Genomic DNA, 12,565 nt, shown 5'->3' with positions numbered 1-12,565 from the left:
TTTCACTTCATGACTTCGGACAACGGGGTAGCGGTCGTCGGCTTCGCGCACGCACCACATGTACGGCGCACCGACGGGACCACCAATGGCGTCGAGATGCTGATGCCGTGCTTCCATCAGCTCTACGACGAGCTCGGCCTGAAACAGACCGATATCGGATTCTGGTGCTCGGGTTCTTCGGATTATCTTGCGGGCCGGGCTTTCTCGTTCATCTCCGCGATCGACTCGATCGGTGCGGTGCCGCCCATCAACGAGTCGCACGTCGAGATGGACGCGGCGTGGGCGCTGTATGAGGCCTACATCAAGATCCTCACCGGTGAGGTGGACACCGCGCTGGTGTACGGCTTCGGCAAGTCGAGCGCCGGCGTGCTGCGCCGGGTGCTGGCGCTGCAGACCGACCCGTACAGCGTGGCCCCGCTGTGGCCGGACGCGGTGTCGATGGCGGGCCTGCAGGCGCGGTTCGGACTGGACGCCGGCAAGTGGACCGCCGAGCAGATGGCGCAGGTGGCGTTGGACGCGATGACGGCCGCCGGCCGCACCGACAGCGAGAAGCCGGCCAAATCGATCGATGAACTCTTGGAACGTCCGTACTTCGCGGATCCGTTGCGCCGCCACGACATCGCGCCGATCACCGACGGCGCGTCGGCGATCGTGCTCGCCGCCGGCGACCGGGCACGTGAGCTCCGCGAGAACCCCGCGTGGATCACCGGGATCGAACATCGCATCGAGACGCCGATACTGGGCGCCCGTGATCTGACCACCTCGCCGTCGACGGCGGCATCGGCACAGGCAGCCACCGGCGGTGACGCGGGATCCATCGAGGTGGCCGAGATCTACGCGCCGTTCAGCCACCAGCACCTGATCCTCACCGAGGCGATCGGGCTGCCCCCGTCGGCGAAGGTCAACCCGTCGGGTGGAGCTTTGTCCGCCAACCCGATGTTCTCCGCGGGCCTCGAGCGCATCGGCTTCGCGGCCCGGCACATCTTCGACGGATCGGCCCAGCGGGTGTTGGCGCATGCCACGAGCGGGCCTGCGCTGCAACAGAATCTGGTCGCGGTCCTGGAAGGACGGTCATGAGCAAGCAACTGGCTGCGGTACTGGGCACCGGACAGACGAAATACGTCGCCAAGCGCCAGGACGTGTCGATGAACGGCCTGGTGCGCGAAGCCATCGACAAGGCGCTGTCCGACGCGGGCGCGACGATGGACGATATCGACGCGGTGGTGGTCGGCAAGGCGCCCGACTTCTTCGAGGGCGTGATGATGCCCGAACTGTTCATGGCCGATGCCGTCGGTGCGACGAACAAGCCGTTGATCCGCGTGCACACCGCCGGTTCGGTGGGCGGTTCGACCGCGGTGGTGGCCGCCAGCCTCGTGCAGTCCGGGAAGTACCGGCGCGTGCTGGCGATGGCGTGGGAGAAGCAGTCCGAGTCGAACGCCATGTGGGCGTTGAGCATTCCGGTGCCGTTCACCAAACCCGTCGGCGCGGGCGCAGGCGGTTACTTCGCCCCACACGTGCGCGCCTACATCCGCCGCTCCGGGGCACCCAACCACATCGGTGCGATGGTTGCGGTCAAGGACCGGCTCAACGGCGCCAAGAACCCGTTGGCCCATCTGCATCAGCCCGACATCACGCTGGAGAAGGTGATGTCATCGCAGATGCTGTGGGACCCCATCCGATTCGACGAGACGTGCCCGTCCTCCGACGGTGCCTGCGCACTGGTGATCGGCAACGAGGAAATCGCCGACCAGCGTCTGGCCGACGGCAACCCGGTCGCCTGGATCCACGCGACCGCGCTTCGCACCGAACCACTGGCGTACTCGGGTCGCGATCAGGTCAACCCGCAAGCGGGCCGCGACGCGGCCAAGGCGTTGTGGAAATCCGCGGGCATCACGAGCCCGATCGACGAGATCGACGTCGCCGAGATCTATGTGCCTTTCTCCTGGTTCGAGCCGATGTGGCTCGAGAACCTCGGCTTCGCAGCGGAGGGAGAGGGCTGGAAGCTGACCGAGGCCGGGGAGACCGCGATCGGCGGACGCATCCCGCTCAACGCCTCTGGCGGTGTGCTGTCGAGCAATCCCATTGGCGCGTCGGGCATGATCCGGTTCGCCGAGGCGGCGATCCAGGTGATGGGCAAGGCCGGTGAGCACCAGGTCGAGGGCGCCCGCAAGGCGCTCGGCCACGCCTACGGCGGCGGATCGCAGTACTACTCGATGTGGGTGGTTTCCAGCGACAAGCCGGCAGCGTGACCGTGACCCGGATGCAGTACACCTGCGCGGTACCGATGTGCCCGATCGACCAGCTCGTCGACATCGCCAGGACCGCCGAGGAGGTTGGCTTCACCTCGATCGCGTTGCCGGACTCCATCTTCTATATGGAGAAGCAATCGGCGGACTACCCCTACACCCCGGACGGCTCGCGGATGTGGGACGAGAACACCCCCTGGGTGGACCCGCTGATCGCCGCCGGTGCGATGGGTGCGGTGACGTCGACGCTGCGCTTTTACACCAACGTGATGAAGTTGGGCTCACGCAACCCGCTGCTGCTCGCGCGCCAGGTCGGCTCGGTGGCCAACCTGACGAACAACCGGTTCGGGTTCGGTGTCGGGATCGGTTGGGCACCTGAGGAGTTCGAATGGTGCGGCCAGCCATACGCAAAGCGCGGCAAGCGGGTCGACGAGATGATCGAGGTCATCAAACTCGTGCTGGCCGGCGGCATGGTCGAGTTCCACGGCGAGTTCTACGACTTCGACAAGCTGCAGATGAGTCCGGCGCCCACCGAAGCGGTCCCGTTCTACGTCGGCGGCCACACCGACGTCGCGCTCAAGCGCGCGGCGCGTGTCGGCGACGGGTGGACCAGCGCGATGATGACCGGTGAGCAGCTGGCCGAGACGATCGCCAAGCTCAAGGCGCTGCTCGCCGAATACGGTCGCGCCGATGCACCGTTCGAGTTTCAAGCGGTGTGCATCGACAAGTTCGGCGTCGACGGCCACCGTGAACTCGCCGAATCCGGCGTCACCGACAACATCGTGATGCCCTGGGTGTTCGAAGGATTGGGCTTCGACGCACCGCTCAAGGACAAACAGGATTCGATGAAGCGCTTCGCCGACACCTACATCCACTCGGGCTGGCAGCAGTGACCGTCACCAACCCCGACGCACCGGTCCACCTGGCGGGCAAGCGATCCCGCGTGGCGGCGATCGCCCACGACAAGCAGGCATGGCTGGACAACTTCGCCGAGGACGCCGTCGTCGAAGATCCGATCGGGCCGTCGCATTTCGACCCGGAGGGCAAAGGCCATCGCGGCAAGGAAGCCATCGCCGCGTTCTACGACAAGGCGATCGCGCCCAGCGAGTTGCGTTTCGACTTCGTCGAGACGTTTCAGTGCGGCAACGAGGAAGCCAACGTCGGCCGTATCGTGATCCAGTCCGCGGGCTACGAGGTGACGGCCGAGGGCGTGTTCACCTACCGCGTCGACGACGCGGGCAAACTCGTTGCACTGCGCGCCTATTGGGAGCTGGACCGCGCGACCGCCAGCGCGCGCAAGCTCTAACGGAAGATCCGGTCGGCGGCCGCGGTGGCCAGGCCGAGGGTGAAGCGCTTGGCGCTCATCGTGGCGTCGTCGAGCAGCTTCCTCGGACGTGACGCGGAGGCCGTTCGGATGTCGACGTCGTCGCCCACCCGCACCATGCCGGGCCGCGGGACTGTGCAGTAGACGCCGAGGCACCGCTGGGCGCGGCCGGCCACAGCGCGGGTGATCCTGCGGTCCACCTCGAGTCCCGGCTGCGCTCGGCTGGGCACGACGCAGCGAACGGTCTGCGAGATGACCTCGAGGCCGACATCACCGACTCTGGTCTTAGCGCCCACCCAGTTCGATTCGGGGAGGTCCCCTTCCGGGTCATCGAGCGTTATCAGCACATTGGGCCGGAACCGCCGCACGTCGACGTCGTCACCGATCTCGTCAGCGATGGCGGCCACGCTGGTGGCGGTCATGATGTGCACCGGAGCGAGATCGACGAACATGCCGGGCGGCGTCGAATAGCGGCCGAGCTTCAACAGTTCACCCATCGGGAACTTCGCCAGGTCGGGAAGCTTCTCGCCCTCGGTGACCCCGAAGTCGGCGCGCAACTGGGCCGAGGCCACGGCGTCCTTCCGGTTGTGCAGCCGCATGCGGTGCAGGCTGGTGTCCTCGGCGGGCGGCAGCGCGGTCAGCTTGACTTCGCGGTCCACCAGTTCGGAGAGCTTGGTGTGCACCGCGGGGTCGCGGCTCGACAGAACAGTGCCGTCAGGGAAGGTGATCTCGACCTCGGGTACATTCCCCGGGCCCGCGTCCGGTGGCAGCGGGTCGACGTAGCGCGCCGTTGCGGTCAGCAGCAGCGGAATGCGTCGCGCCGAAGCCGTGATGTCGCGTTCGAGGTCACGAACCGCCCACAGCCGGTCGCCGAGCACTCCGCGCGGACCGATGTGGGTCTCGTCCACCTTGACCCCGCCCAGCGACTTGACCGGGTGGCGCCACAGTTGGGCAACTTGGCCGATGGTCATGGCGCCACCGTACCGCCCGCAGCACCGTAACCAGCGTCGATGGTCAGGTCGGTACGTTGAGTTATTGATCTCTGACCCAACTCTGGAGAACGAAGTCCGATCGCATTGCCTGAAAACCGCCGTATTACCCGTCTGAAGTCGATGTCTGCCGCCGCCACGGCGGCGCTGATCTGCGCCGCCGCCGTCGGCTGCGACGCGGTTGCCACAGGTCCGGACGCGGGCACCACGAGCTCGACCACGTCACCAGCCGACTCTCCGACGCCTGCCGCCACCACGACCAGCGGCACCGACAAGCCGGACACGACCGTCGACTACAGCCGCCTGCTGCTACAGCCGTCCGATCTCAGCGACGACGAGGACACCTTCACCGTCCAGTCGACGAACCCGGCCCCTGGCGGTCTACCCGGGGCGAGCGCGCTGTTCGTCAACCAGGACGACACCCGTGCGATCGCCGACACGGTCGCGATCTACCCGGACGCCGAAACCGCGACCAAGACGCTGCGTGAGGCCATACCCCAGCTCAACCAAGTGGTCGCCGACGCGACGCCGCGGCCGGCGCCGGTCGGCACCGACGGCACCATCGCCATCGGCGAGTCTCTCGACGACAGCAAGGCGGTGACGTTGCTGCTGTTCACCCGGGGGCCGGCGCTGGTGCGACTGGAATTCCAGAGCGCGCTCGGCGATGCCACCACCGACGAATTCGTGATCAACATCGGCAAGATGCAGGACATCGCCCTGCGCACCGGCCTGCCGGAATAGCAGTACGTCGCACTTCAGTCCTCGACGAGTTTCAGGCCCGTCGAGTAGCGGCGAGCCAGCTCCTGGTAGGCGCCCGGATTGGTGTTGACCCACATCTCGGCGCCGGTTCCCGCGATCGGGCCGCGCACCTTCGCCGGCGCGCCGGTCACCAGCACCTCGTCGGGGATTTTCGTGCCGCCGACGACGAGCGAGTGCGCCGCGATCATCGTGCGCGCGCCGATGACCGCGCCGTCGAGCACCGTGCAGTGATTGGCGAGCACCGCCTCCGCGCCGATATGGGCACCGTGCACGACGCACGCGTGGGCGACCGTGGCGCCGGGGCCGATGTCCACCGGGATGCCGGGTGGCGCGTGCAGGATGCAGCAGTCCTGCACGTTGGCGCCCTCGCGGACCACGATCGGAGCGAAGTCGGCCCGCAGCACCGCGTTGAACCACACCGAGGCGCCCGCCTCGACGTGCACGTCACCGACAAGTGTGGCCGTCGGCGCGATGAACGCGTCCGGATCGATCGTCGGTGCGCGCCCCTCGAAGGAGTACAACGGCATCGTTTGGTTATACCCCTAGTTGAGTCGCAATGAGCGCTTCATAAGGGGGCGGATTACCTGCAGAGATTGCGTGTGGAGCGGACAAAACTGTAACGTGTTCTAGTTAGAGACACAGAACCGGGAGGCCCACCGTGACTACTAACAGCGCGGGAATTCGTGAGATCGACACCGGCGCCCTGCCCGACCGGTACGCCCGGGGTTGGCACTGCCTCGGCCCGGTGAAGGACTACCTGGACGGCAAGCCGCACGGCATCGAGATCTTCGGCACCATGCTGGTGGTCTTCGCCGATTCACACGGCGATGTGAAGGTGCTCGACGGCTACTGCCGCCACATGGGCGGAAACCTCTCCCAGGGCACGATCAAGGGCGACGAGGTGGCCTGCCCGTTCCACGACTGGCGCTGGGGCGGGGACGGCAAGTGCAAGCTGGTGCCCTACGCCAAGCGCACACCGCGGCTGGCCCGCACTCGGGCTTGGGAGACCGACGTTCGCGGCGGGCTCCTGTTCGTGTGGCACGACCACGAGGGCAATCCGCCCCAGCCCGAGGTCCGGATCCCCGACATCCCGGAGGTCGAGAGCGACGAGTGGACCGACTGGAAGTGGAACTCGATCCTGATCGAGAACGCCAACTGCCGGGAGATCATCGACAACGTCACCGACATGGCGCACTTCTTCTACATCCACTACGGCTTGCCGACGTACTTCAAGAACGTGTTCGAAGGTCATATCGCGTCGCAGTATCTGCACAACGTGGGCCGGCCCGACATCAACGACATGGGCACCACCTACGGTGAGGCGCACCTCGACTCGGAGGCGTCGTATTTCGGCCCGTCGTTCATGATCAACTGGCTGCACAACAACTACGGCGGATACAAGGCCGAGTCGATCCTGATCAACTGCCACTACCCCGTCACGCAGAACTCGTTCATGTTGCAGTGGGGCGTCATCGTCGAGAAGCCCAAGGGCCTGGACGAGAAGATGACCGAGAAGCTGGCCAACACGTTCACCGAGGGTGTCAGCAAGGGCTTCCTTCAGGACGTGGAGATCTGGAAGCACAAGACCCGCATCGACAATCCGCTCCTCGTCGAGGAGGACGGTGCGGTGTACCAGATGCGTCGGTGGTATCAGCAGTTCTACGTCGACGTAGCCGACGTCACCCCGGACATGACCGACCGCTTCGAGATCGAGGTCGACACCACGGCGGCCAACGAGAAGTGGCATGTCGAGGTCGAGGAGAACCTCAAGCGCCAGGCCGAAGAGAAGGACGAGAAGGAAAGAGCCGAGCAGACCTCGTCATGAGCCCGCGCGACGAAGCCCCCGACTCCGGCCAGATTGTCGGCCCCGCCGACTCCGGCCAGATTGTCGGCCCCGCCGACTCCGGCCAGATTGTCGACCGGCTGGCCCGGGCGATGCTGCTGCTGCACGGTGCGCATGACGACGACGACCACGGCCACGGTCACGGCGGTTCGGCGCCCGCAATCACTTCGAAGGCACCGTCTTTCGGCGCCGAGCGTGCGGCGGCACTGCGGGAGGCCACCCAGCGGGACCGAGAACGGTATCTGAGGTCGGGCCTGGTGTCCGTCGACTGCCGCTTCTGCCACGTCTCGGTGGACGTCAAGAAGTTGGGGCCGGCTCACACGTCAGTGCAGTGGAACACCGGGGCCTCGCAACGCTGTGCGTACTTCACCGAAATCCGCGAGTCCGGTGGCGAGCCAGCCCGCGAGAAAACCTGTCCCCGGCTGGCCGACAGCATCAAACACGCTGTGGCCGAAGGGTGCCTGGAGGAGATTTCGTCGGCCCCCTCCCCCGGCGACGGCTAGCTTTCCTCAACACGAGCAGTCGTAAAGTGCTCTGATATGCGCTGCGTTGCGGTCACATTCTGTCTGTTCGCATTGACCGCTGCGGGCTGCACGCGGGTGGTTGACAGCCCGCAGCCGACAGCCGAACCGCCGGTCGCCCCTATCACCGCCGGACAGGTCGGCGACCTGCTGAGCCCCGACGTCACCAAGGGCGACGGCAACCTGTTCGTATCCGTCGACCCCGATGGCTGCGCGGGCGTGGCGCGTGAGGTGGATCCGCCGTTCATCGTCGATCACGATCCTGCGGCGTACGACGGCGGGCACTGGATGACGATCCACGGCGGTCTGGACGTGTACGTCGAGGAGATGGTCGGCGTCTACCGCGCCGATTTCGACGCCAAAGGCGCGCTCGCGCAGGCGAACCGCACGATCGACTCCTGTCAGGGCATGACCTTCCGAGTGACCAGCATGGCCGAACGCGAGTATCTCTTCGAGCTTCTGCCGCCAGTCGATTCCGGTTCACCTGAGATTCTGCTGTGGTCGTTCAAGGGTGACGACTGGGCTTGCGACAGCGCACTAGTCGCCGCGTACAACGCCGCGATCGAGATCTCGACTTGCGGGCCCGCCAACGGCTACGACGTGCGTTCCCTGGCCGAGGCCGCGCTCGAGCGGATCGAGAAGTTGGCCAACACCGCCGCTTGAGCCGGGCGCGAAGTCACAGCCCCTTGAAGCGCTCCTTGACCTCGTCGTCGGTCAAGCCGTAATCGGCCAGCGAGTAGGTGTGCTTGGGCGCCCGTGGGCCCTTCTTGCTCTCTTCGTGAGTCGCGGTCGCCGCGTCACGCGCGGCGTCGGTGAACTCGATTCCGAACGCACGGTAGATGTCGGCCACAGCGCCGACGGGATCCTTGATCAGCTCGAAGTAGTCGAGATCGTAGAACTGGGCCGGATCGTGTTTGGCCCGTTCGGCGTTGAACAATTCCAGGCCCCGCGACCAGGTCTCCAGCGAATCGCGTCCGATCGTCTCCCCGACGAACGTGGTGGACCAGCCCTCGGTGGTGTGTTGGGCCAGCGAGCACATCGAGGCCATGATCGTCTCCGGCGGCCGGTGACACTGGATGACCAGCGCGTCCGGATACGTCTTGAACAGCGCGTCGAGCGCGAACAGGTGGCTCGGGTTCTTCAGGACCCACCGCTTCTCGGGTTCGTTCAGACCGATCAACTGAAGGTTCTTGCGGTGCCGCTGATAGGGCTTCGCCCAGTCCTGTTTGGCCAGCCACTGTGAGTATGTCGGGATGTGGGCCAGCGTCTCGTAGGACACCGAATGCAGCGACTGGCGGAGCAACTGCCAGCATTCCTCGACCTCGTCGGCGGTCATGTAATGCAGGCCGGTGTAGTCCGGGTTCTCCGCGTGGGCCTTGCTGAACTGGGCGTCGAGTTGGGCGAAAACCGGGTTGTCGGGCCACGTTTCGCGCGGCGGCCGAGGCTGGGGATATTCCGCCAGCCACAGTTCCAGACCCTGGTGGCGGGGGTCGGCGGCCAAGAGTCGGTGAATGGCTGTGGTGCCGGTGCGGGGCAGACCCGTCACGAAGATCGGCTTCTCGATCGCGACGTCGGCGTGCTGCGGGTGCTGCTTCCACGCCGCTTCGGATACGAGCCGGGCGACCAGCGCGTTGCGCACGAAGAAGCGTTGCATCTTGCTGCCGAACTCGGTGAGATCCGCGTCGCGACGGTAGGACTCGAGCAACACCCCGAGTGCTTCGCGGTAGTTGTCGTCGTCGCTGCCGAAATCGTCGAGGCCGCAGGCCTTGGTCGCCGAAGCGTGCAGGTCGGCGACCGTACCGACGTCCGTGCGTGGGCTCACGCCTTGTACTCCCCACAGTTGACATCCAGTGCCTGGCCGGTGATTCCGCTCGACAGGTCGCTGGCCATGAACAGGATCGCCGAGGCCACCTCGTCCTCGGTGGGCAGCCGTTTGAGATCGGATGCGGCCGCGGTCGCCTTGTAGATCTCGTCGACGGTGGTGCCGTACTTGCCGGCCTGATGGTTGAAGTAGCTCTCCAACGTCCCGCCCCAGATATAGCCCGGCAGAATGGAATTCACGCGGATACCCTGCTCGCCGAGTTCAGTGGCCAACGACTGCGACATCGCCAGCAGCGCCGACTTGGCCATCTTGTAGGCGCCGTACTTGGCCTGCGAGTGACGAACCACCATGGAGTTCACGTTGACGACGGATCCGTTGGATGCCGCCAGCGCAGGGGTGAACCCCTGAATCAGCCGCAGAGCACCGAAGACGGTCAACTCGATCGCATCACGCATGTGCTCGAAAGTGGTGTTGGCCAACGGTTTCATCGACGGCACCCGAAACGCGTTGTTGATGAGCACGTCGACCTTGCCGTACGCCTTCATCGTCTCGTCGACGAGATTGTTCACCTGCGCGTCGTCGGTGATGTCGGTGCCCACCGACAGCGCCCGCCTGCCCAGGTCGGTCACCTGTTTGGCGACGTCCTCCAGCCGTTCGACCGTGCGGGCGGCCAGCACGAGGTCGGCGCCCTCCTGGGCGCACCGGCGCGCGAGCGTCGTGCCCAGCGCGGGTCCGACGCCGCTGATGACGACGACTTTTCCATCGAGCATCCCGGCCATGGTCAGCCCACCATCCTGTTCTGAATCTGCTGTTGTCGCAACGCGATCCTGGCACGCCAGTCGTCGTCGGAGATCTTATTGCTGTCGTAGTAGGGCAGCGCGTCGGCGACCCTGTCCACGTCGAGGACCTCGACCGTCGGACCGTCCGCCTCGGTCAGTGCGCGGGACAGGCGCTGCCACCGGAACTGCAGATATCCTTTTCGGTGACCGAGCGTCTCGCACCAGTTGGTGACGCCGGGGTTGGCGTCGGAGACGACGATGCGAATCCTATCGTCCGGATCGGCTTGTGCCTGAGTGCCGTTCAGCGATGTCTGGTGGTTGATGTAGTCCAGCGAGATGTACCAGAGGCTGCCGAGCTGGAATCCGAGATACGGAGCTTCGCTCACCGGCAGCGTGATGATCATGGCCTGGTCCGGTGCCAGGTCGAAGTGGCCGACCGACGAGTACTGCGTGGCCAGGCCGCCCGGGGTGAGCCGCGGCGCCACCATCGTGTTCACCGGCAACGTGTTGTAAAACCACTGCGGGAATTGCAGCCACGTCTTGACCCGCTGGACCAGTTGCTTGCCGGCAACGGCATAGCGCTTATCGATAGTCGCCTTGCTCAGCGGCGGCGGGGCCGTGCCTGCGGTGTCGGTCCGCGCGATGCTGATGTAACCGCGCTGCGCCGACCAGTCGTTGTAGACCTCGCGGACCACCAACTGCGACGGGCTTCTCGGGGTGAACCGCCATTCGTAGGTGCCGTCCTCGGCGATGTCGAGTTCGCGGTCGTCGAACGCGGCTTGGCTGTCAGGGACGTTGTCGTCGGTGTACTCCCCGCCGAGCATCTGGAAGGCGAGGTCGGTCGTGGTGCCCCGCCTACCGGTGACGACGTACTCGTGGCCGGCCTGCACGCGGGTGCCGAAGTAGAGGGCGTCCGGGTTGTCGAGACCCATCTTCGTGAACGGCCCCGTCCCGGACTGCATGAACGGATGGTCGCGGTCGTAGTCGAACGCCAGGTGGGTGCAGGCTGCGACGCATCCGGCGAGGTACTGCAGACCCTCGAGCAGGTCGGCTTCCGATTCGATGAACGGCGCGGTGGACACAAGGTGCTCGGCTTCGGCGATCGCGTCGATAAGCGGTTGGGAGTACACACTGCGAAACTAGAACGCGTTCTAGCACTAGTCAATATACCGACCGCTATGGTCCAAATATGGAACAGAAAGTAGCCTTGGGCGCGTGAGCTCAGCCGAAACCTCCGGTCGTGCGTCGCCGCCGACCGAGCGCGTGGTGCGCGTGCTCGACTTCCTGGCCGGCCACCCCGACCAGCGGTTCGGCGTCTCAGAGTTGGCTCGGCGCACCGGCTTGAGCAAGCCGACCTGCCTAGGGCTGGTCAGTACGCTCGCCGATGCGGGGTACCTCGTGCGCGATCCGAGCGACAAGACGTACCGGCTGGGCCCGTCGCTGATCACGCTCGGGCACCGGGCCCAAGAGGCGTTGCGGGTGAGCCCCGCCGCCCGCGAGGAACTGCGCCGGCTGTCGTCCCGCTTCGGCGTCACGGCGGCCCTGTCGGCGGTGGTCGACGACCGCATCACGGTGCTCGACCTCGTATCCCCGTCGGGCGTCAGTGCCGGCGTCGAGGTCGGGCAGAGCTATCCGTTCGCACCGCCGGTCGGCTTGATGTTCGTGCTCTGGGACGAGGAGGCGCAACGCGACTGGTTGGCCAAGGAGCCGACGGTGTTGACGCGCACGCCTCTGCGCACGGACACCGAACGGTTGCACCGGGTGATCGCCGAATGCCGCGCGGACGGTTACCTGGTCGAGCGGCTGACGCCCGGTGGGCGGCGGTTGTATTCGTTGATGGCGGGGATGTCGGCGCAGTTGCCTGACGAGTTGCGCGCCCTGCTCGGTGAACTGGTCTCCGATATCGGCGAACGGGTGTATCTGCGCGATGAGAACGGCACCGGCCGCAAACGCCATGACATCAGCGTGATCTCGGCGCCGGTGTACGACCACTACCAGCGACAGATCATGGTCGCCTCGATGCACATCGGAAAGGCATTGACCGACAACGAGATCACCGAGCGGGCGCGAGCATTGGTCGCGACGGCCGATGCGGTGACCGAACAGTTGGGCGGGGTCAAGCGCCGCGACATCACTTAGCTCAGCAAACCTAAAATCCTGTCCGGTGCGTTTTGCACGAGCGGTTCAGGGGTAACCGGAATCGCGTCAGGGGGTCTTCAAGCCGCACCGGTCGCACCGGTCGGGGCGGTAACGAACAACAAGTCGATGTAGCCCCGTGACCA

The 12,565-nt window shown here is 65.8% G+C and carries 14 protein-coding genes; 9 read left to right on the top strand and 5 right to left on the bottom strand.

Features of this window, described 5'->3' with window-relative positions:
• Positions 1–9: 9 nt before the first annotated feature.
• From CEX88_RS14925 to CEX88_RS14910, 4 genes are read left to right on the top strand one after another with little or no spacing between them, the layout of a single operon-like run.
• A complete protein-coding gene (locus CEX88_RS14925; RefSeq protein ID WP_094294052.1) occupies positions 10–1,077 on the top strand; it encodes a thiolase domain-containing protein in 1,068 nt (355 codons plus the stop codon).
• Positions 1,074–2,249 carry a thiolase domain-containing protein gene (locus CEX88_RS14920; RefSeq protein ID WP_094294051.1) on the top strand — a complete coding sequence of 392 codons (1,176 nt, stop codon included), beginning with the start codon at positions 1,074–1,076 and terminating at the stop codon, positions 2,247–2,249. Before CEX88_RS14925 ends, CEX88_RS14920 begins: the two co-directional genes overlap by 4 nt.
• 11 nt (positions 2,250–2,260) lie before the next feature.
• Positions 2,261–3,139, top strand: coding sequence for a TIGR03619 family F420-dependent LLM class oxidoreductase (locus tag CEX88_RS14915; protein ID WP_094294103.1), 879 nt, complete (start codon positions 2,261–2,263; stop codon positions 3,137–3,139).
• On the top strand, positions 3,136–3,552 hold the full coding sequence (locus CEX88_RS14910) for a nuclear transport factor 2 family protein (protein WP_094294050.1): 417 nt from the start codon (positions 3,136–3,138) through the stop codon (positions 3,550–3,552). Before CEX88_RS14915 ends, CEX88_RS14910 begins: the two co-directional genes overlap by 4 nt.
• On the opposite strand, the gene CEX88_RS14905 is transcribed toward CEX88_RS14910, so the two are convergent.
• Entirely contained in the window at positions 3,549–4,541 is a 993-nt protein-coding gene (locus CEX88_RS14905) for an MOSC domain-containing protein (protein WP_202931504.1), read from the bottom strand. The two genes, CEX88_RS14910 and CEX88_RS14905, sit on opposite strands and share 4 nt — an antisense overlap.
• Positions 4,542–4,682: 141 nt before the next feature.
• Between CEX88_RS14905 and CEX88_RS14900 the strand changes: the two genes are divergently transcribed.
• Positions 4,683–5,300: a hypothetical protein gene (locus CEX88_RS14900; RefSeq protein ID WP_094294049.1), complete on the top strand. Its 618-nt coding sequence runs from the start codon at positions 4,683–4,685 to the stop codon at positions 5,298–5,300.
• Positions 5,301–5,314: 14 nt separating this feature from the next.
• Here the strand turns inward: CEX88_RS14900 and CEX88_RS14895 are convergent, their stop codons facing one another.
• On the bottom strand, positions 5,315–5,845 hold the full coding sequence (locus CEX88_RS14895; protein WP_094294048.1) for a gamma carbonic anhydrase family protein: 531 nt from the start codon (positions 5,843–5,845) through the stop codon (positions 5,315–5,317).
• A 131-nt stretch (positions 5,846–5,976) separates the two neighbouring features.
• Here CEX88_RS14895 and CEX88_RS14890 point away from each other — a divergent pair, with 131 nt between their 5' ends.
• The 3 genes from CEX88_RS14890 (at position 5,977) to CEX88_RS14880 (ending at position 8,345) form a co-directional block, all read left to right on the top strand.
• Positions 5,977–7,143, top strand: a complete 1,167-nt coding sequence (locus CEX88_RS14890) for a 3-ketosteroid-9-alpha-monooxygenase, oxygenase component (protein ID WP_094294047.1) — start codon at positions 5,977–5,979, stop codon at positions 7,141–7,143.
• Positions 7,140–7,664, top strand: coding sequence for a hypothetical protein (locus CEX88_RS14885; RefSeq protein ID WP_420799221.1), 525 nt, complete (start codon positions 7,140–7,142; stop codon positions 7,662–7,664). Before CEX88_RS14890 ends, CEX88_RS14885 begins: the two co-directional genes overlap by 4 nt.
• Before the next feature lie 96 nt (positions 7,665–7,760).
• Complete coding sequence (locus CEX88_RS14880) at positions 7,761–8,345, top strand: sensor domain-containing protein (RefSeq protein ID WP_338016228.1); 585 nt, start codon at positions 7,761–7,763, stop codon at positions 8,343–8,345.
• A gap of 13 nt (positions 8,346–8,358) precedes the next feature.
• Here the strand turns inward: CEX88_RS14880 and CEX88_RS14875 are convergent, their stop codons facing one another.
• From CEX88_RS14875 to CEX88_RS14865, 3 genes are read right to left on the bottom strand one after another with little or no spacing between them, the layout of a single operon-like run.
• A complete protein-coding gene (locus tag CEX88_RS14875; protein WP_094294045.1) occupies positions 8,359–9,504 on the bottom strand; it encodes a sulfotransferase family protein in 1,146 nt (381 codons plus the stop codon).
• The gene (locus CEX88_RS14870; protein WP_094294044.1) at positions 9,501–10,283 is read right to left on the bottom strand and encodes an SDR family oxidoreductase; all 783 of its coding nucleotides are present in this window, start codon (positions 10,281–10,283) and stop codon (positions 9,501–9,503) included. The genes CEX88_RS14875 and CEX88_RS14870 overlap by 4 nt, the downstream gene beginning before the upstream one ends.
• 2 nt (positions 10,284–10,285) lie before the next feature.
• Positions 10,286–11,413 carry a hypothetical protein gene (locus CEX88_RS14865; RefSeq protein ID WP_094294043.1) on the bottom strand — a complete coding sequence of 376 codons (1,128 nt, stop codon included), beginning with the start codon at positions 11,411–11,413 and terminating at the stop codon, positions 10,286–10,288.
• A gap of 85 nt (positions 11,414–11,498) precedes the next feature.
• On the opposite strand from CEX88_RS14865, the gene CEX88_RS14860 reads away from it, so the two are divergent.
• On the top strand, positions 11,499–12,422 hold the full coding sequence (locus CEX88_RS14860; RefSeq protein ID WP_094294042.1) for an IclR family transcriptional regulator: 924 nt from the start codon (positions 11,499–11,501) through the stop codon (positions 12,420–12,422).
• Positions 12,423–12,565: the final 143 nt, after the last annotated feature.

This window comes from Mycobacterium neumannii (assembly GCF_002245615.1).
Lineage (GTDB): Bacteria > Actinomycetota > Actinomycetes > Mycobacteriales > Mycobacteriaceae > Mycobacterium > Mycobacterium neumannii_A.
The sequence above is the reverse complement of the archived record's forward strand: the minus strand, read 5'-3'. Positions and strand labels throughout refer to the sequence as shown.

Excerpts from the sequence above, each read along its gene's own strand:
- CEX88_RS14905 (WP_202931504.1), bottom strand. The coding sequence starts at position 4,541 with ATGACCATCGGCCAAGTTGCCCAACTGTGGCGCCACCCGGTCAAGTCG.
- CEX88_RS14920 (WP_094294051.1), top strand. The coding sequence starts at position 1,074 with ATGAGCAAGCAACTGGCTGCGGTACTGGGCACCGGACAGACGAAATAC.
- CEX88_RS14895 (WP_094294048.1), bottom strand. The coding sequence starts at position 5,845 with ATGCCGTTGTACTCCTTCGAGGGGCGCGCACCGACGATCGATCCGGAC.
- CEX88_RS14915 (WP_094294103.1), top strand. The coding sequence starts at position 2,261 with ATGCAGTACACCTGCGCGGTACCGATGTGCCCGATCGACCAGCTCGTC.
- CEX88_RS14925 (WP_094294052.1), top strand. The coding sequence starts at position 10 with ATGACTTCGGACAACGGGGTAGCGGTCGTCGGCTTCGCGCACGCACCA.
- CEX88_RS14870 (WP_094294044.1), bottom strand. The coding sequence starts at position 10,283 with ATGGCCGGGATGCTCGATGGAAAAGTCGTCGTCATCAGCGGCGTCGGA.
- CEX88_RS14885 (WP_420799221.1), top strand. The coding sequence starts at position 7,140 with ATGAGCCCGCGCGACGAAGCCCCCGACTCCGGCCAGATTGTCGGCCCC.
- CEX88_RS14900 (WP_094294049.1), top strand. The coding sequence starts at position 4,683 with ATGTCTGCCGCCGCCACGGCGGCGCTGATCTGCGCCGCCGCCGTCGGC.